Origin of the sequence: Vibrio sp. D54 (assembly GCF_021728075.1) — a bacterium.
Classification (GTDB): domain Bacteria; phylum Pseudomonadota; class Gammaproteobacteria; order Enterobacterales; family Vibrionaceae; genus Vibrio; species Vibrio alginolyticus.
On sequence record NZ_JAKKCS010000015.1, the window covers coordinates 49,891 to 68,855 of the forward strand.

Annotated in this window: 12 protein-coding genes; 5 read left to right on the forward strand and 7 right to left on the reverse strand. The window is 47.4% G+C overall.

What is annotated here, in order from left to right; all coding sequences use genetic code 11:
- Nucleotides 1-206 precede the first annotated feature (206 nt).
- The 5 genes from L3V37_RS17895 (at nt 207) to L3V37_RS17915 (ending at nt 9,775) form a co-directional block, all read left to right on the forward strand.
- Complete coding sequence (locus tag L3V37_RS17895) at nt 207-6,926, forward strand: SNF2-related protein (protein WP_237306706.1); 6,720 nt, start codon at nt 207-209, stop codon at nt 6,924-6,926.
- Nucleotides 6,927-6,964: 38 nt separating this feature from the next.
- Nucleotides 6,965-7,390 carry a hypothetical protein gene (locus L3V37_RS17900; RefSeq protein WP_237306707.1) on the forward strand — a complete coding sequence of 142 codons (426 nt, stop codon included), beginning with the start codon at nt 6,965-6,967 and terminating at the stop codon, nt 7,388-7,390.
- 454 nt (nt 7,391-7,844) lie between these two features.
- Nucleotides 7,845-8,084, forward strand: a complete 240-nt coding sequence (locus L3V37_RS17905; RefSeq protein WP_017634062.1) for a hypothetical protein — start codon at nt 7,845-7,847, stop codon at nt 8,082-8,084.
- A 3-nt stretch (nt 8,085-8,087) separates the two neighbouring features.
- Nucleotides 8,088-8,861 (forward strand): ParA family protein, encoded by a 774-nt coding sequence (locus L3V37_RS17910; RefSeq protein ID WP_237306708.1) that lies wholly within the window; start codon nt 8,088-8,090, stop codon nt 8,859-8,861.
- Nucleotides 8,858-9,775: a ParB/RepB/Spo0J family partition protein gene (locus L3V37_RS17915; RefSeq protein ID WP_237306709.1), complete on the forward strand. Its 918-nt coding sequence runs from the start codon at nt 8,858-8,860 to the stop codon at nt 9,773-9,775. The genes L3V37_RS17910 and L3V37_RS17915 overlap by 4 nt, the downstream gene beginning before the upstream one ends.
- A 21-nt stretch (nt 9,776-9,796) precedes the next feature.
- On the opposite strand, the gene L3V37_RS17920 is transcribed toward L3V37_RS17915, so the two are convergent.
- The 7 genes from L3V37_RS17920 to L3V37_RS17950 all read right to left on the reverse strand — a co-directional run bounded on the left by L3V37_RS17920 (nt 9,797) and on the right by L3V37_RS17950 (nt 18,888).
- Nucleotides 9,797-10,129, reverse strand: coding sequence for a hypothetical protein (locus L3V37_RS17920; protein WP_237306710.1), 333 nt, complete (start codon nt 10,127-10,129; stop codon nt 9,797-9,799).
- A 94-nt stretch (nt 10,130-10,223) separates the two neighbouring features.
- The gene (locus L3V37_RS17925; RefSeq protein WP_237306711.1) at nt 10,224-11,669 is read right to left on the reverse strand and encodes a hypothetical protein; all 1,446 of its coding nucleotides are present in this window, start codon (nt 11,667-11,669) and stop codon (nt 10,224-10,226) included.
- A 324-nt stretch (nt 11,670-11,993) separates the two neighbouring features.
- Complete coding sequence (locus L3V37_RS17930) at nt 11,994-12,677, reverse strand: hypothetical protein (protein ID WP_237306712.1); 684 nt, start codon at nt 12,675-12,677, stop codon at nt 11,994-11,996.
- Nucleotides 12,678-12,745: 68 nt separating this feature from the next.
- On the reverse strand, nt 12,746-17,539 hold the full coding sequence (locus tag L3V37_RS17935; RefSeq protein WP_237306713.1) for a hypothetical protein: 4,794 nt from the start codon (nt 17,537-17,539) through the stop codon (nt 12,746-12,748).
- Nucleotides 17,536-18,162 carry a hypothetical protein gene (locus tag L3V37_RS17940; protein WP_033905426.1) on the reverse strand — a complete coding sequence of 209 codons (627 nt, stop codon included), beginning with the start codon at nt 18,160-18,162 and terminating at the stop codon, nt 17,536-17,538. Before L3V37_RS17940 ends, L3V37_RS17935 begins: the two co-directional genes overlap by 4 nt.
- Entirely contained in the window at nt 18,155-18,568 is a 414-nt protein-coding gene (locus tag L3V37_RS17945; RefSeq protein WP_158159320.1) for a hypothetical protein, read from the reverse strand. Before L3V37_RS17945 ends, L3V37_RS17940 begins: the two co-directional genes overlap by 8 nt.
- Nucleotides 18,565-18,888 carry a hypothetical protein gene (locus L3V37_RS17950; RefSeq protein ID WP_017634052.1) on the reverse strand — a complete coding sequence of 108 codons (324 nt, stop codon included), beginning with the start codon at nt 18,886-18,888 and terminating at the stop codon, nt 18,565-18,567. The genes L3V37_RS17945 and L3V37_RS17950 overlap by 4 nt, the downstream gene beginning before the upstream one ends.
- Nucleotides 18,889-18,965: the final 77 nt, after the last annotated feature.

Sequence of the window (18,965 nt, forward strand, 5' to 3'; positions counted from 1 at the left end):
AATTTTTATTCTTGATGGTAACAGCCGTGTTCGGAATAATTCTCTCGTCCCTAAAAATCTACTTCCTTAGATATTTTAGATTATTCATTAACTTAAATTGATATTGATAGTGGCGTTTTTTTGGGATGGGGAATAGGAAAGGAAAAAGTCGGGCGAAAGCTCGACTTTTTTTTTGGCTTTTATCCAAAGAATAAAAGGCACGTTCAATGAACACTGATTTAACCCGCAGTATTGAACAGGCGACAACAATCGATGAACTGGTACGCCAGTTTGAAGCCTTGCTCGCTGTCGATATTAGCGACACTCCAAAAGGCCACCAGCGCCTTAAGGCTAACCAACTAGCCAAAGATATTCTCGCCAAGTACAACGGCGACTACTCCAACGTTTCACCCGAAGATAAAGCAGCTCTGCGCGACTACACAGGTTTTGGCGGCATCGGTGGCTCCACCAACGAATACTACACGCCTAAATGGCTGGCGAGCGCGACTTGGGATTCAGTTCGTTCCTATGGCTTTACTGGCGGTAGCGTACTTGAACCAAGTTCGGGCGTGGGCGTATTTAGCGAAACCAAACCTAAAGGCACCCTGACTACATCCGTAGAAATGGATCAGACCTCAGCGGCCATCAACCAAATTCTTCACCCCGAAGACCATGTAATCCAATCGGCATTCGAAGCGGTAGCAACTAATCCTGGCATTGGCGACTTTGACCTAGTGATCGGCAACCCGCCTTATGGTGTTCGAGACGCTAGCGCGATGAAAGACAAAGCGTACAAAGACATTAAGTACGCTGATCAGTATTTCGTTTCTCGTTCTATCGATAAAGCGAAAGCTGGTGGCTTGATTGCCCTAGTGCTGCCAACTCGTATTTGTGATGCGAAAAACCTTGAGAAGTGGCGTACGCAACTCGCGCTTAAAGCGGAGTTTTTGGGCGCGCACCGACTACCAACGGGCACGTTCGCTGATACGGGCGTAGTGACTGACCTTGTTATCTGGCGCAAACACAGCGACCAAGCGAAAGCACTGATTGATAGCGCCGACCGCGACACGCTGATTGAATCTAACGTACTTTGGGACACTTGGCTCAAAGGTAAGTGGTTCGAGCGCGAGGGTAAGAAATTCATCAACGGCGAACAGACTGTTGAGGGCGTAGGTAAGTTTGCGCACAAAGTCGTGAAGCGTGGCAACCGTTCTAACGATGATATTAAAGAGTCGTTAATGCGCCGCTTTGACAGTCGCATTGATTGGATGTTACTCGATGAAGCGGTTAGCGAGCCAGTGAGCGCGAAATACTCCGATGGAGACACGATTTTCCGCAATGGCCAGCAGTACGAAATGATTGATGGCGAATGGGAGCTATCTGAAAGCAATGCGAAAACAGGCGTTATCAGTAAGGCGACCTATGGCGTAGATAACACCGATGAGATCGGTTCTATCACCTACTCTACTGAATCGATGCTTAAGCTATCGGCCAGCCAAGCGCTCAAGCTTTTCGAAGATTACGGTTACTTGTGTCATGACGACTTTAAAGCCCTAATGCGCGAGATTGCCAAGCTGCCAAAAGCAAGCCAAGAACACGCTTACAAAGGCATTCTACTTGGCATGAAAGTTCAAACACTTGCAACGCTGGTTGCTGGTAGCCGAACGACATCCAATAGCGACTTGGCCAACATGGCAATGGGCGCGGAGGACTTCCAGACCGAACAATATCGCGTGAAGTTAAGCGGCGAAGTGTTAGAGCTGAACGCACTAATGGGCGGCTCTAAGGTATCGAAGAAAGCGCTAAGCAACTTAAGCGAGAAGTACGTCTCTGCATGGAATTACTACCACTCATCGATCGATTCTAAGGGCAAACTATCTGACCTACTCAAAGGCGACCTTAAGCGTGAGCTGACCGTTCAATACAGTTCGTCTCGCATTGGTGACGTGTTCCATCTATGCGACCGTGAACTAGGCATAACCACACTGACACTGGATGACGTTCGCAAGTATTACACCGCAAGCGGTATAGATGCGATGAGCGATGAACAGTTGCTTGATTACTTAGCGAACATGGATGAGGTAGCCGTAAACCCTGACGGCACGGTGACGGCATTCCATAAAGCGACGACTGGCCTAGTCGGTAAGCGTATGGATCAGCTGACCGCACAATTAGTATCGACCACCAGCGATACCGTGAAAGCTAACATCATGCGCCAAATTCAAGCCATCGAATCTAAGCGAAACAAGATCTCGATTGCCGATGTGAAGATGAAGCTTACCGATAAGTGGATTCCTAAAAACATCATGCTTGAGTTCCTGCATGACCGTGGCTACACGGAATTTATCTTGGGCGACTTTACCGAGGATAAGGACGGCTTTGAGGATTTCGTACAAAGCGAATCCGGCCAATACCTTACTGGCTACCGTTGGCGTGATGGCGAATGGATTGATGGCCTAACTCGTAATGGCGTGAAAGGTAAAGCAGCGAACAGCGATGAGCGATTTGAGCGTCAAATTGAATCGTACATCAACTATGGTGCGGTTCGTGGCGGTAGTAAGAACGAAGATAAATCACTTATCCGTGAACAAATGCGCCGCCTCGATGATGAGTTTTCTACATGGATTGCATCATCTGACCATTCAGAATACTTGGAACAGGTTTACAACAATACGTTTAACGGTTGGATTAAGCCGGAGTTTGATGACTCACCACTAACGCTAAATGGCGTATCTGGTGCGATTGAGTTCCTACCTTACCAAAACTCAACGATTCGCCGTCACAGTGCAGACGGTAACGGCATTATTGCCTTTGGTACTGGCTTGGGTAAAACGCTCACTGGCCTTGGCCTCGTGCAGCACAACCTAGAAACCAAACGCGCCAACCGTGTGGCCATCGTTGTTCCTAAATCCGTGTTAGAGAACTGGTTCTATGAGTCCGACCTGTTCTTTGGTGAAAGCAATCTATCTGACAAGGTATTTATCGGCCTTGAAGTTCACAAAGACGATGACGGAAAAATCATTCGGGAACCGGTATTAGATGAAACGGGCGAACCGAAGTTAGACAAGAAAGGCGATCCTATCTTGCGCGCCAAACTGACCGTAGACACAAACGGCAAGCGCGTAGCAGAACAGCTCCACCAGCTTACACAGTCAACCGCTCGCATCGTGGTAATGACAAAAGACGTGTACAACCGCATTCCATTGAAGCCGGACACGATTTCGGCCAACGTGCTTGAAATGCGCGATGCTGGTTTGATTGCTGGTTCAAGCAAGCTAGTTAAGGAAGCGGAAAGCCACACAGATCAAGCGAAGAACGCGCGCTTTGAAGCGAAATATGCTGACGATGGTACGGCCAAAAACGAAGAACTACCGTACTTTGAGGACTTGTTATTCGATTCGGTGATGGTCGATGAGGCGCATGATTTCCGCAACTCGTACAAGGGCGGCTCATACCGAAACAATCTGGCATTCTTGCCTAGCCAAGCGCAAGCCGATCGCGCTATCGATATGCAGCTTAAGAACAACGTCATTAAGGCTCGCAATGACGGTCGAGGCGTTTACTTCCTAACAGCTACGCCAACCGTAAACAGCCCTGTTGATATGTTCAATATGCTGTCCCACATCATTCCGGCAGACACGTTTGCCAAGATGGGGATCTTTGACAGCGACGACTTTATCCGCATGTTTGGTAAGACTGGCGAAGCGCTGGTTACTAAGATTTCGGGCGAAGTTGAACAGCGTGAAGCCCTACTCGGATTCCAAAACCTAGACGCACTTCGAAACATCGTTAACCGCTACATGACGATCGAGGATGCTAAATCCGTTGGTGCCAACGTTCACATTCCTGACCTGATTAGCCAGCAAAGCGTTGTCCAAATGAATAGCGAACAGGAAGCGCTATATGAGGAACTACGCCAGCGCGCTGACGCAATCAGTAATCCAGACAAAGACGAAAACCAAGAGATTGTCGAGCAATACCCTAACGACACGGTTTTCGGCCTAATCCGTAAAATGGACAAGGTAAGTACAGACCTTGATTTGTACTATGAGCGTGTTACCTACCGATTCGCCAAGGACAACAAAAAAGAGGTTGAGGCGGCAGTAGCTAAGCTACCAAATACCGTCACGGTCGCTTTTGAGGATGTGGCACCAGACGGCACGGTTAAGCTAAGCAAAATCCAAGTTAAGGTTGATAAGAGCGTTAAGGTCGAGGGCGATCACTGCGTGGTTCAGCTCCACCAGCAACTTGATGACCGATTCACAAACATTTGTGACAAGGCCAAGTTGAAATTTACGCACCCTGTCTCCCCTAAGTACGCCAAGTTCCTTGAGAACGCGCGCGAGATTTATCTGGCTGGCGGTAAGCAGCTTGTCTTCACCGAAGAAAAAACACAGCACAAGAAAGTCGCGCGAATCATTGCGGATTTTGTTGGTTGTAAGCTGTCTGAAATCGGTATTTTGAACAGCGATACCGTTGCGGGTAAGAAAGGCTCTAAAGCGACTGAGGACGATGAGGAAGCGGGTTTGGAAGCAATGGCCAATGCTTACAACACCTCGAAATACAAATTCATGATCCTCAATAAAAAAGGCGAAGTCGGCATCAACTTGCATCATGGCACAACCGATATTCACCACTTAACGCTACCTTGGACTCCAATGAGTATCACACAGCGTAATGGCCGTGGCGCGCGTGTTGGCTCTAAACAAAACAGCGTGAACGTTCACTACTACACGTCGAAAGGCTCATTCGATGATTTCCGCTTGGCCACAATCCAACGCAAAGCCACTTGGATTGAGACAATGTTCAAAGGTGATGACAAGTACATTGCGAACGCCGATGCAGACGCAGCCGACGAAACTGCAATCATGCTGGCAGCGAATCCAGAAGAAGCGAAAGCCCGTATCGAAGCGGCTAAGCGTCAAGCTGAGCGCAAGCGAAAATTAGAGGAACGCCGACTAGCAAGTATCAACGTTAGCAAGTACATCAAAGCCACCCAAATGCTTGCTTTGGATGTGAGTGCGGTTGAGGGCGAGCTGGCCGAACTACGCGAGAAGTTAGAGCCGCTACGCAAAGAGGTGGAAGAAGATCGCCTACGTGCAGAGGGCGAGAAGCGCGGCAGTTGGCAGCACAAAAACTACCAACGCACCAAGGGCAGACTGTTTGCCCTAGAAAGCCAAATCAAAACCTTTGAGGCAGCGATCAAAAACCGCGATAAGGCGAGCGACACCATTAAGAAACTGAAACCAGCAATGGAGCTGGCCATCAATGACGGTGTGTTAAAGGATTACCCTGACTTCCTAACTCATCCAGAGTTATACATTGTTCGCAACGGTGTGATTGTGCGTAATGGCTACACCTACAAAGCCGAAGTTAAGAGCCGTTCTTGGAGCGCCGAGTACGATTCAAAAGCAACAATCATGATCACCAACTTCGACCGTAAATCTGGCACGGTGGATGGCTTTATTACTGAAATGGACGGCGAACCTGCGTCACGCAACTACGTCGATCTACCTGTTGAGCGCATCATTGAAATTGCGCCAGTGAATCAGGATAGAGCAGCACTAGAAGCAAAAGCGCTCCAAGGTGTACCACTAAGTGAAGTCGCTCATACGTTTGACCGTGAGACGTTCTTTGAGCTGGTCGCAGAGAAGAAAATGAAAGCCTACGGAAATAGCCGCCGTTGTTTGGTGCGTAATGCTGACGGCTCATTCTCTACGCCTTGGGGATTGGATGTTGAACCAGACCAAACGCTGATTTATCCAGATGCGAGCGATAAAGCGACCGCGAAAGCCCTACTCGACCAAGTGACCAAGCAATTGGAAGATAAAGGTCGCGTGATGTTGGAACACGACATTCTAAGTTTCTTTATCGGTAGCGATTGGGACAAACAGGCGATGGAAAACGGCAACCAAGTGAGCGAACAGGAAGTTGTTGAACTGGTGACACTTGAGATCAAAGCATTTGAGGAAAAATACCCTGAGCTTTATCAAGAAGCGTTACTGAAAGCAGAGACGACTTACAAAACGTCTATCACTTTCCTTAAAGAGCTAGATAACCATCTAAGCAATTTGAAATGGACAGGTTACACCAACGCACACGAAGCGCGCCGCCTATCGGCTCGTGAGTACACTCGTTACACCGATATTCTGACCGAACGTTCGAGCGAATACCGCACAGAGTTGGAAGATAAGCTATTCGCTGACTTCACTAAGCTGGTGGCTAACGACCCTGACCGTGCGAAACGTCTATCACAGATCGCGTACTGGATGACGCAATACAAACCAACGACCGATACTCACCTACTGAAAAAGGTCGATGCGATTTACGGCGAAAACTCACAAGAAACCATGCTTAAGGTATGTGCCGACCTACACGCTATTGGCGAACGTGAGTTCCTATCCGGTGATGGCCTAATCTTCTCGGATGACTGGTCATTGAATCGCATGAAAGGTGCGTATGGTTCGCTATTCACTTACCGCAGCGCACAGCGTGAGGAATTTATCGAGAAGTACCTAAATGCGGATAAGCCGGAAAAGGCCGAGGTTAAAGTGGCCGAAACGCAGAAAGTGAAAATCGATAATATCTCTGCCATTAACGTAGAGAGCATCGAGAAGTTTAGCGAACTAATGTCAGGCATTGGCATCGACGTTAAAATGGTGACTTCACCAATTAGCTGGAAGCCTAAGCGCGGTCGCAACCGAAAAGAGATTGTTGTAGAGCCATACGAGCGCATTGGTTTGATGGACAACAATGGCCTTAAAGGTTCGCTTAAAGTGATGTTCGCTGGTGACAAGGAAGCTAAGGCCGAGTACGGCGCTGACTTCGCATCAAACGCAAGCAGTGAATTTAATGGCGGCTGGTGGTTTATCTCTGCGAAAGCGGATTTGGAATTGCTAGCGAAATCGCTATTAACCATTCATAACACAATGGCCGAAGCTGCCTAACTCAAATTTTCGCATGCGAAAACTTTTTGGAGACAACAATGATTACCCAAGTGAAATTGCCTACCGTTGAAGATCTACAGCCCTTACTCGATGAGGCGCTAGAAACAGCGCAAAGCAAAGAAGCATTTATCCAAGCTCAAGTAGATGGCATTTACAAAACACTTAAAGCCAATCCGCTCATGTACCGTCACTATGGCGCTTATTGGTGGGCGGTTAAATCGCTCATGGCCAAGCATGGTTATGCCCTTGGCAGCGATTCAGAAGTGATCACAGAGCAACACTTCAATTTCGAAGACCCTGCGATTTTGTTGTGTGCTGCGTGGGCGTACCAGCAAGAGCAAGTTGATAAAGGCTACTGGCAAGCAAACCTACATACCTACTACGTCGATGATGAAGAATTTGAATATTCTATCGAGGACGTAAATCTCGAAGCGTGGAGTGTTAACAGCAAATCGATGCGTTAAGTTTTCGCATGCGAAAACTTTTGAGATAGAAAAAATAAACCCCGCCACTGAACAAATGGCGGGGATTGCACGTTGAACAGATAAGCTTTGATGCAATCAATCCTACCCCTAATAGTTTTGTTGCCGCCTATCTGTAATTTAATGTATATGAAATAATTTTCATATTCAACAGGTTTTTCAATCTTTTTTATTAAAAACAACGAGCTATGCAACTAAGTGCTTTTGTCATCTTATGCCTGTTGACGCTGCTCTTTGTAACCTAGTTAAGTAATAGAATTGTCAAAATGTTTTCGCATGCGAAAACACATGGAATCAATCTCACAATTTATCTGATGTTCTCGCATGCGAAAACTTGTGCAATCGGTTCTGTTTGTAACTTTTTTTCTTGTGCTGTTGCTACTGGCAACGTATAGTGTGCACCTGTTGCCAGTGACAACAATCGAGAGGCATTGATATGGCATCCAAGGAACGATGCGAAAGATTAAATCAATTAGTCCAAAAGGCAGGAAGTACCAGAAAAGCCAAGCAGCTCATTGATGGCGTTAAGGGTGTAAGCCCTTGCCACACTGCTATTTACAAAGCAATGCACGGCGGCGGTACAACTGATTACGTAGTTCAGTGCTATATCGAGGATCTTGAGGTAGCACTGAGCAAACCAAAACAGCAAACAAATTCCACCAGCAAAGGAAATTAATTAATGAGCATTATCATGGCGATTGCCAACCAAAAAGGCGGCGTTGGTAAAACAACTTGTACTTACAACTTTGGCATTAGCATCGCTAGCCAAGGCAACAAATGTCTATTCCTGGACTTTGACCCACAAAACAACTTAGGCGGCTCAATCGCACCGGAAATGGTCGAGAATCCAGAGTACACATCTGCGAGCTGCCTACACAACGCTTACAACCTTTTTGAAAATCCAGTAAAGGCTAAACCTTTCGAAGTCAGCGAAAACGTACACGTTATTGGCGGCGATAAGCGCATGGGTAACATTACTCAATCACAAATCTTAAACGTGGCTGAGTCTATCGACCTTATCAAAGACGACTACGACTATATCTTTATCGACTGTCCACCAGCGGCGAACGCGCTACAGCATGCAGCGCTACTTGTGGCCAGCAAGCTACTTATCATTAGCCAAGCACAAAAAATGTCGATCAAAGGCGTTAATGAGCTGGTTAAGACCTCGCGCCAAATCCGTCGAATGAACCCTGACTTGGAAGTATTAGGCATTGTCCTAAACCTTATCGAAGCCAACATTACAAACGACCAGCGCGAACAGGAAGCGGAACTTCGTAAAGAGTACGGCAACCTAGTTTTTGAAAACAAACTGATTAAAACAACGCGCGTAAGTGAAGCTCTAAACCAAGGCAAAGCACTGATTGAAACCAACCCTAAAGCGGCTGAGAAATTCGGCTTTACAGCGGTTTGTGATGAGCTTTGCAAGCGCATGGTAGAGGTGACAGCATGACCAAAAGCTTAAGAGATCGAATCAAGCTTAGCGACCTAGATAATCTCTTGGATGAATCAGCGGTAGAAATCCGCGATGCAGCGAAAGTGCTGGCTATCCCTAAAGACTCTTTGTATTCAGTTGAGCAAGTTCGTGAAGAATTTAACGATGAATCACTACTTGAGTTATGCGAAAGCCTAGAAGAAAACGGCCAAATTCAACCTGTCGTTGTTTACCCGTTCGATGGCAAGGGATACAAAATCCAAGAGGGTGAACGCCGTTGGCGCGCCGCTATGTTGAGCGATAAGCTGACTCACGTTGAATGTATTATCCGTGAAAAGGGTGATATTTTTGGCCAGCTCATTGAAAACATCCAACGTGAAGATTTAACGGCAATCGAGTTGGGTAAGGCGTTTGACCAAGCTAAGAAAAAGCACAATCTTGATAACCGTGGCTTAGCTAAGCGCCTTGGCAAGTCAGACGGCTACATTTCGAAATACCTAAATGTGCTTAAAGCCCCTGACTTTGTTTTGGAAGCATTCAAAAAAGGGATTATTGGTGATGTTGAGTCCATCAACGAACTACGCAAAGCAACCGTCGATAACTCTGAGCGCGTTCGTGAAGCGCTGGAAAGCGGCGAGAAGCTAACACGCCAAGATTGTGTAAAACTGCGCACTGGCGAGCTAGATAGCAAGGTGGAAGTTGCACCTCAACCTAGCGAACCCGAGAAAGCAGAAAAGACCGATAAGACACCAGTAAGCAAAAAGCCTACGGCAAACCAAAAGCCTACCAGCATTTGTGTGATGGTTAATGGCCGTCATGGTTTGGTGTTCGCGTCTGGCAAGCATAGCGACAAGCTAACGGTACTGTTTGATGATGGCGAACTTGAGCAAGTGCCAGTTGGTGAAGCTCAATTAGTTGGGTATCGTGTGTAAAGTTCTCGCATGCGAAAACTTTTAAAGCGGGTGGCTAATTAGCTGCCCGTTTTTCGTTAGGACGTAATACCCGCCGTCACGGTAGACACCAACCACATAATGATCGAGTGGCACGTCTTGCCAGCCAAATAGCCCTAGTTCGTCATCGCAATAAGCGACGATATTCACCAGCTTTACCTTTTGGACATGCAGTAGATAGATATTATCTAGCGCCCCTTTAAATGGTCTGTAGATATACTCGCCATCTTTCCTTAAAGCGGGGATCTCACTCCCTGCGACTGAATGGCCATCGGCAACGCCGTCTTCGTTTATGTCGATTAGCCCGTAGTGATAACGATGCCTGATAGTAAACATCCCCTACTCCCAAATGCAAAAACGCCAGATTTGACAATTAAATCTGGCGTTTTTGTGTGTCTATAAAGGTTGTATAGGCAATATATGCCAAGAACTATTTTATAGCATGCCTCGAAGCGTTTGCAAGTTCGTCCAGTTGCACGCTGGACTCGAACATAAAGCCTGTTTGTACCCCCTCGTTTTCCAGCTCTTGATTTACACGCCCAAGAATATCAATAAGCGATGCACCACCGCCGCCAAACATATCCCCGAGCGCTTGGCCTTGGTGAAGCAGTTCACTATTGATTGCCTCGGCCATTGTCTTAAATGCCAGCGTCATGCGTTTTGCGCTTCGGTTATTGGCAGCAATGAATCTCGCCAGCGCTTCGGCCTCGGGATCGTTGTCGCCAAACAAACCGGATTGAGCCAATAGCTCGTCAATGTGTTGGCCGGACTCTTTTGCCTGTCTTACCAGCTCGGTTGCTTGCACTAGCGAGTCAAGTGCTGACTTAGCGAGGTCAGGTTGTGAAGCGTTAATTTCCACGGCCTCTGCTAGCGTTTCAGACGTATTTTTATGCACTTCCCCGCTAAGATATTGCATCTCAACAAACGCGCTTGCTGCGCCGTTTAGCGCGCTCAAAATGTTGCGAATTTCGGGATCGGCTTCCTCGGCGACCAGCTTCACCAACTTCTCGTTTTTGTACGCCTTGGCAAACACGGCATTTTGCATACGTTCAATCAGTTGCTTGGTTGGTCGGCCATCTTCGGTCAGTAGTCCGGCGGTTGAGTTATCCCCAATTTCAGTTAAGAAACTGTTTATAAATCCTTGGTTAGACTTGGCCAAAAGGTTGCCTGTTTCGCTCGGTTGGAAAAGGGCAATCATGCGGTCATCGATGCGCTCTGCGTCAACCCAAGCCGTCTCGGCGGCGCTCATCTGTTGCAAGTCAGAGAGGTTGGAGTCTCGGGCAAACTTAGCACGGTTAACGTTGGTGACACGTTCTCGAACCAACACTGGCTCGCGCATGCTTTCAACTTTCTCCGTTGATAGGTCGAAGCGCTCCGCATTGTCGATTAGGAACTGGCGGTACTTATCAGCCTTACCCTCTCGATACGCCTTGATGATAGCGATGGTTCGACCGTTCCCCGATTCCACCACATTGTCTGCACCGACAATCGGTGCGCCGTGGCTAGATAGTCCAGAATCGGTTAATTGTTGTGGACGCAAATCGTTGGCCATCTTTGAGATCTGCAATTTTGAGGATACGCGAGTACGGTCGCGCGGTTGCAGTTCTTGCGGGAAGTTCGGATTGATTCGACCGTCTAAGTCGTTCTTTGGAATAAGGTCGCTGGCTTCCACGACTTTAAAGCCTGTTTCTACTTCGTCGCCTTTTGCTGTCACAACGTAGCTGGTGCGACCTAGCTTGGGTTTTGGATTGTCTGTTGCGTACAGTTGAACAATCTCGGCTAGGTCATTGATGTTTTTCGCCTCTTTGATTTCGGCGCTAATTGATGTGAGTTGGTTCAATTTGACCGCTCCGGTTGGAGTAGCGAGTTTTCGCATGCGAAAACTTTTGGGACAGGGAAAAGGATTAAAGGCTCTTAAGCAATGCGAAAAGCGCCTTGGCGTAGTTATGACGCTCGCTGGCTGCTAGTGCAAGGTTTAAAGATTGCTTGTAGTAATAGTCTGCTCGGATTTTAGTGAAAACATTCATTATTTTTTCTCAAGTTCTCTGAAAAGTTTTCGCATGCGAAAACTATATCGAACGAGATTCTTTAAAGTTCTCGCATGCGAAAAGTATATAGAATGTCATGTTTTAAAGTTCTCGCATGCGAAAACATCCGTGTCTTTCGCGATCCATGCAAAAAAGTTCTCGCATGCGAAAACTTAAGCGGCCAGTTTGTCAGGATTGTGCTCGAACCATTCAATCGCTTTTTGCTTGATGCTATCTAGCTCCAAGCCCTCTGAGTGAACGTCTCGCATTACATCAACAAACAACGATGGCTTGGCTGTATTAAACTCCCCTGCAAGGAATCTCGCAACCAGTTGGCTTTGTTCAACTGGACGTTCGCCATTGTCGCGCTCATTCTGCTCAATGTGCTTAGTGATGGTCTTGATAGCCTTGCTACGGTCAGCGCGCGACCAGCTACCAAAACCACCATTTTTCTTGGCTGAGCCCGCATCGTTTTTCCAGTAGTCCAGACCTCGCGCAATATGCCCTTTGTAGCCAAACTGGAAGTTTTCGCCATCCTTGTACACAACGTAGTTATCGCCCTTTTCAACCATTTGGTAGTTAGGGAAAAACGCCATTTCGTATTCGTACCAGTTAGGCAGAAGTAGCACTTCATTGAGCTTTTCAATCTTATCGGAGCGGCCTAACTTGGAAAATTCTTCTACCGATATTGGCTCATCCGAACTTGATACCGGCTCCTGCTCAACCTTTTGGTTAGCGCCAGTCAGTTTATTAAGAATTTCCACCAGCTCACGGTTCTTTTTGATGCGTTCACCAATCGATAGCTGGCCACTCTTAAGCTCTTTCAACAAACCCGCAGCATCGCGGTTGAGCGTCATTTTTTCTCTTAAGCTTAACACTTGATTGTCTCCGGTTTAGGCCGCCGAAGTGGCGGCCTTGGTTGTGATTAAATTTGCGCTTGGATCATGCTTGTGATGTTGCTTAGAGCGGCATCCATCAACGCTTCGTTCTCTGCTATTTGGTCGTTAGCTTCGAAGTGGGCGTACGCCTGTTCTAGTGCGGTTTGGAACTCATCAACCAATTCCGGCGTAGGTTCACCAGTGAAATCTCGGATTTTCTTTAGTTTCTCTACATTTTCCATTTCTTCGTTATTGCCCTCTGTTTCAGATTGAGGCGCCTCACTACTTAGATTGAACGCTTTCACTAATAGCGCTTCCATTTCCGCTGTATTGTCAAATTCACCGATCAAGTCGTTGCCTTGGTATAGCGCGAACTTGTACTCGCCATCTTTAGCGATCGGATAAATGTCAGCGTGGCTTTCATTTAACCATGAACGGGCGATTAGCGGAGCGTACACGTTCGCTGGCACTGAGCCATTTACTGAGTGGATACCTGCAGCAACACTTGGTTGTACCAATGCGCCTTTTTCGTTGTAGTAGGTATCCGCAGATTGCCAGTCCTTAATCGTCTCAAGTTGAGCCTTCGCTTTTTCGCTTAAGTCGGTCGCTAGAATGTCGAATAGAACGTCTAGGCTGTAAGTGAGTCCGTCCTCATCTTTCGCATTAATCGACTTCACTCGGCCTGTTGGGAAAGTCACTTCCTGCTTACCAAGTTTTAGCTCTAGGTTGGTAAAGGCTTCTAGCTGCTCAAGCGCTTTCGCTTCTTCTTCATCTAGGCTTTCACGGAATGAGGTAACGTCTAATACGTCATCCTCTGCCTGTTCGCCTTGCTGGTGCATTTCAGTTAGAGACGCGAGCTCTACCACTTTGCGCTCTTTACCAAAATCAAAGTCCACGGTTAGGCGGCCACCAAAGAAATTGCGATCGTGGTAATCGGTCATCGTGTCGCTGTTGTTGTAGTCGTATTGGCCTACATAAGCGTTAACGAACTCGATCAGCTGATCTACTGCTTCGGTATAACGGCTCATACCGTGTGGCGCTGGCGAGTTAGGGTTATCAATCTCGAACTGTAGGTAAGCTGGATTGTAGAGCATGACGTTTCTTGGCAAGTCAGTCAGCGTTAGGTCTAGTGTGCCGTAGCGAGGCTTGCGTACTGAGATTTTAACGTCATTACTGATCTTGCCAGCTTTCTTAAGCTGAGCGATAAAGGCGCGGATTCGCTTAGCGATTTCACCCGTATCTCGAATGCCCTCGCTCTCATAGATTGAGCCAAATGAATATTGAGTTGGATCTAGTGCGAGAAGTTGTTTTTCTTCCTCGGATGCACCCTTGCTCACTTCATCTGCTGTGTCAGATTCTACGGCGTTCTTAGCACCCAATAGCTCAAGCAGTTTGTTAGCACCGTCAACCGTTAGGTAGCTGCGAGAATTGGTGTTAGCGATAAAGCGTAGCTCTTTACCCTTGTTCGACTTCGCAGAGAAGAAACTGTAGCCAAATGTATTTTCCATTTGGTTCTCTTGTTCTTCGGTTAGCGCAACATCGTTAATCTTGCCGTCAGCGTCCACCTTAGCCAGTAGCTTGTCGGCGTTCTCGCGTAGTGTTGGGCGCGAGTGAAGCGAACCCGAGCCGTTAATGGCTAGCGTTGAATACAATGATTCAAAGCCGTTGATTGTGGTGAACATGGCCGGACTGACAGGCTCTAGTGGTGCGCTGTATTCCGTCTCTGCAATTTGCTCAAGCGTTTTGCCGTCCTTAAGCATGTTAAAGATTGCAATAGTGCTTTCTTTCACTGCTTGGTCGTTTAGTTGAGTCGCTTTTTGCTGCGCTGCTGCGCCCTCTAGGCCAGTTTCTAACACCTTGCCTGTGTACGTATCGATAACGCTAAAATCAGATTGGCCAATAGTGCCAACTGGTGCGTAGCGTTTCTCGCGTGTCGCCTTGAATTGACCTTTATGGTTCAAGTCAGGCAACGCAGCAAGGCTAGGGAAGCCACGGCTTTCGTATTCCGCTTCGATAGCTTTTGTGTACCACAATGGCATGACCGAGTTATGGATAGCGCGCGCCATCTGTTCATTGTCGATCTGCTCATCGTTATCCAAGTATCTAAAACCATGAATTGCCAGGATGTCTTGGTTGGTAACACTTGCCATTGCATAGTGCTGAGCAAAGAGCTCATCTGAACTTAGTTCGGATAGGTCAGGGTAGATACCGTCATCAATCGCCTTAATGAAGCGCTCAACTTTTTGGTAGTCATCGCCTTGGTCTGCCATTGCTGGAATGACGGTTTCACCTTTTGCCTTGGTGTATGCTACGTCTCCCTCATGGTAAACCGTGGTCGCGCTAAACGCTTTTTCTACGTCATCCAGTGCTAACGCTTCGCCGTTCTCAAACTTCTCGTATAGGTCGCCACGTAGCGCGCGTAGGTCGAACATTTTCGCCGTTGCACTAAAGAATCCGTCACGGTAGTTCAAGATAGCTTGCAGTAGGTCAGCGCGTTTCGCACGGCGGTTAAATGGAATGCGATGAGCCGTTAGGAAGTCAGTGATCTCTTTGCGGTTCTTAAATTGCGCTTCCAGTGACGCTAGGGTTTCACCTTGTAGTGATTCCACTAGGTGCGCTTGTTCTGAAATACGCTTAGCTTGGTCATCCACTTTCTCGCCACGTTTTAGTGTTTTACCAGTACCTAGCGTTAGGTCAGCTAGCATAACAAGACGTTTGCGATCGCTTGGGTTTACTGACTGCATATCCTTAAGCTGGGATAGAGCTGCTTCTTGGAAGCGCATGCGGCCTTGCGTGTGTTCTGCTTGGCGCTGTAATTCAGCATCGCTTTGAACCAGCATTAGGTCTTCGGCAATCTCTTGAATCATGTCCGGCGTCACAAGGTCAATCGATGCGCTCCATAGCTTGTACGCGTTTGGATTTTCCTTGCGGTTCTTCATTTCTGGTTGCTGGCGTAGCTGCTTAGCGAACGCTGCTTTGAAGCCCACTTGTTTTAGGGTATCGAGCGTAGACTGAGGAATTTCATCAACGCCTTTGTCCTCAACCCATTGGTCTAGCGCTTCGGTTGCGATGCGCTCCGCTTCTTCTAGGTCGCCCTCAACCATGCCAAATAGCGGCTCTAGGTCAAAGTTGCTTACTAGTTCTGGTGGCAGTTTTTGGTCATAAGCGATCGCACCGTGGCGAATGCCATTACCAGCGTCAGCGAATTGCTCTTTAGCCGATTCTGGATCGAGGTACTTAACCACTTGATGTTGTGGCGGCGTTGTACCCAAGCCATAAGGGCGTAGACGTAGGCCATACCAGAATAGGTTATCCGTGGTTTCGTCTTTGTCTTGATCGTTCGCGTTTGGCTCGTCGTTCTCAATTGGTTGTGGTTCTTCGTTGCTGTCATCGGTATCTTGAAGCAACTTAGATTCGCGATCGTAGTCAGCCAGAATAAGTGATTTAGCAGCTTCCCAACCTTGTAGATCGTCACCACCAGCAAGCGGTGAACCCTCGCCGTAAGTGACAGCCAAGGCTTGGTTATCGCGCGCGTGGATCATGTACTGGCCAAAGCTATCATCGTCGTTCGCGTCAGGCGATTCGAAGTAGACAAACGGCTCGCTATCTTCGCCTTTATCCATCTTCCAGCCCTTAGCAATGGTCTTGCGACCAATAAGAGCCAATAGCCATTCTTTGCGCTCGATATTCGCTTTTCGTTCCCGTTCTTCGTCTGACAACTGAGGAAAATCGTTTTCAATTGAATCACGGATGTATTCTTTAGCCTCGGCAAGCTCTGATACCGTCATAGCACCTTTATCGAGGTCATAAATCACATCATTGATATACGACTCTGAATAAGTGCTAGGAACGTTTTGATTTGCTGCACCTGCAAACTCTAATGAGTCTTTAAACTCTTGGCTTAGCTGCCTAATAAAGGCATCAAGATCGCCATTGAAAGCACGGTTAATGATGAAGTCGCGCTTCTCTTGCTTAGTCCATGAAGCGTCCCATTGCTCGATCACTTGAGACGAACTACCACCAGCGTTTACATTTTTCGTTGCTGTATTTGCTGCTGGCTTGATAGCAGCAAGCTGTTTGCGTAGTTCTTCTTGGATTTCGTTCTGCGTAGCGATCTGAGTTTCCAAGCGCTTCTCTTTCTTGGCCAGCTCATCGAGCTTTTGTTCCAAGTCGGTAGCTTCTTCGCCTAGTTGCGCGGCTTGTTCATCAAGTTCTTGTGCCTTTTGTTGCGCTTCTTCCAATGCTTTCTTGTCAGCGTCTTTCTTGGCCTTAGCAGCGACAAATTTCTCGCTGTTGTTTTCAAGCAACTGCGCTAGCTTGTTGGTCACTTCCTTAAGGGATAAATCCATGTTGCCCTTTGGCGCGACTACGTGAGTAATATCGCGCGAGTTCATTAGAAAGCGGAACGCGATTAACGTGTCATCTGGATTGATTTTTAGCGGATCGTTATCCGGCGCATGGAACGCAATAGAAATGCTCTGGCCATCCGAAAATGGGATTTTCACCATTTGGACAGCAACCGCACCAGACTTGCGCGGTTTGCCTACTTCTACGGCCTCTACCGATAGAGTAGGGGTTTTACGTTCCAAGTGCTTACCGAATTGCTGAGCACGAAATTGAAGCCTTGAGGCTTTCGATTTGAACGCCTCTAACATCATTTGTGGCACAGGCTTGCACTGATACAAGTAGGTGTTCTCCAAATCCTCAAGTGACAATGCTTCTAGGATTTGATCGGCGTTTTTACCTTGCAGCACCGCTTCAATCTGCTCCGGCGTGAGTTTCTTGGCCAGATGGTCGATGCGATCCACAATCTTGATTTGATTTTGACTGGTAAACATCATGACTTTGCCGCCTCTAATTGTGCTTCAAGTTCTTTGGTTTCTTGCTTCTCTTGCTCTAATGCAGTTTCGAGATCTGCTATGCGGCGTTGTTCTTCTTCCAACTTAGTGCGAACGCTATCCCGAGCGGCTAGGGCATTGGTGTAATTGGACTGAGCGACTTGTTCAGCCGCTTTGGCTTCTTCAAGTCGCTTAGCAATAGAACGTGTAGCTGGTTGAATGTCTGAGGTGTCTTTAACGGCTTTAGCCGCTTTACGTGCAACTTGCTTGTCAAACTTGCTTTGGTTGCGCTTCATTAGGCGAACCATTTCACGCGCAAGCTCACGCTCGTTCTTCACGCTAGGGATAGGCTGTTTAGTGCTGTTGAGTGTCATTTGGAAAATATCACCCTCATCACCAATAAACAGCGTCATTGACTGGCCATTATCAAAGAATAACTTGGCGCGTTTAACTGTCTCGCCGTCTCGTCTCGTTCTCTTGTTCGAGGCTTCTACGTCTGTAACAGTCGCACCAGCTTGTTTTAACGCAGTGATCAGACTCTTAAGGCCGCGTTCGGTCACGTTGTCAAAATCGACCACCACATAGTTATGTGACTGGTCTAGTGCAAACTTACTGTTGTTACGCAATTTCAAATTCCTCTGAATATGTCGTACAGGTAGGAAAGATTTTGTATAGCGGATTGATTAGGGAACAGGAGCGCTCAATCTTAACGTCCAGAATCCACTCGCCATGCAGCTTTTCCCCCGCTTCGAGTTCGAGTAACTTGCGATCGAACGTCAGGTATTCGCTGTTATGTCCGGCGTGTGAAAAGTCGAGCTTACGTGTGCGAGTAATGACGGCTTTTGGTCGTTTTTTACTGCGCAACGAATAGGTTAAAGTCCCACTCGTTATGGCTCGCTGAGATTGATAACCAAGAACGAATCGAATCACATCGGAATCGTCCATCTGGTTTGCATGCAGTATTCTTACTGCGTTTCGTTTAAGCAAAAATCGGTCAGCAATGGCTAGGCCAATTACTGCAAATTCCATCATTTGCCTTGCCCTCCGGTATTAAAAAATCTCGCTAACATTTGGCTAGCCAGCTTGCGGATAAAGTTGATCGAGTCTGCTCCGTTGTTTGACGCAATGAGGACAAGCGCGCTGGTATAACCAGCCTCCACACCCTCGCTTTCACACAAGTAAGCGACTATCAAACCGACCACCAACGCCAGCGTTAGCTCGGTTAAAAAATCAAGGAATCCACCAGCTAGACGTTGCTCGCGTATGCCTTGGAGATATGACCCAACACCACTGAGGACAGATAGAGCCAGTACGCTAATCGCAAAGCTCTCACCAACAACTGACACTGGCATTAAATCCCCCTTTTGTATATCACCTAGAGAGTGTATTCGGAATGGTGGCTTTTGCTCAATAGACGGGCGTTACTTAC

What these genes read in the sequence shown, in the direction of transcription:
- L3V37_RS17920 (WP_237306710.1), bottom strand. Translation starts at nt 10,129, where the DNA reads ATGTTTACTATCAGGCATCGTTATCACTACGGGCTAATCGACATAAAC.
- L3V37_RS17930 (WP_237306712.1), bottom strand. Translation starts at nt 12,677, where the DNA reads ATGACGCTCAACCGCGATGCTGCGGGTTTGTTGAAAGAGCTTAAGAGT.
- L3V37_RS17910 (WP_237306708.1), top strand. Translation starts at nt 8,088, where the DNA reads ATGAGCATTATCATGGCGATTGCCAACCAAAAAGGCGGCGTTGGTAAA.
- L3V37_RS17915 (WP_237306709.1), top strand. Translation starts at nt 8,858, where the DNA reads ATGACCAAAAGCTTAAGAGATCGAATCAAGCTTAGCGACCTAGATAAT.
- L3V37_RS17935 (WP_237306713.1), bottom strand. Translation starts at nt 17,539, where the DNA reads ATGATGTTTACCAGTCAAAATCAAATCAAGATTGTGGATCGCATCGAC.
- L3V37_RS17945 (WP_158159320.1), bottom strand. Translation starts at nt 18,568, where the DNA reads ATGATGGAATTTGCAGTAATTGGCCTAGCCATTGCTGACCGATTTTTG.
- L3V37_RS17950 (WP_017634052.1), bottom strand. Translation starts at nt 18,888, where the DNA reads ATGCCAGTGTCAGTTGTTGGTGAGAGCTTTGCGATTAGCGTACTGGCT.
- L3V37_RS17905 (WP_017634062.1), top strand. Translation starts at nt 7,845, where the DNA reads ATGGCATCCAAGGAACGATGCGAAAGATTAAATCAATTAGTCCAAAAG.
- L3V37_RS17895 (WP_237306706.1), top strand. Translation starts at nt 207, where the DNA reads ATGAACACTGATTTAACCCGCAGTATTGAACAGGCGACAACAATCGAT.
- L3V37_RS17925 (WP_237306711.1), bottom strand. Translation starts at nt 11,669, where the DNA reads ATGCGAAAACTCGCTACTCCAACCGGAGCGGTCAAATTGAACCAACTC.
- L3V37_RS17900 (WP_237306707.1), top strand. Translation starts at nt 6,965, where the DNA reads ATGATTACCCAAGTGAAATTGCCTACCGTTGAAGATCTACAGCCCTTA.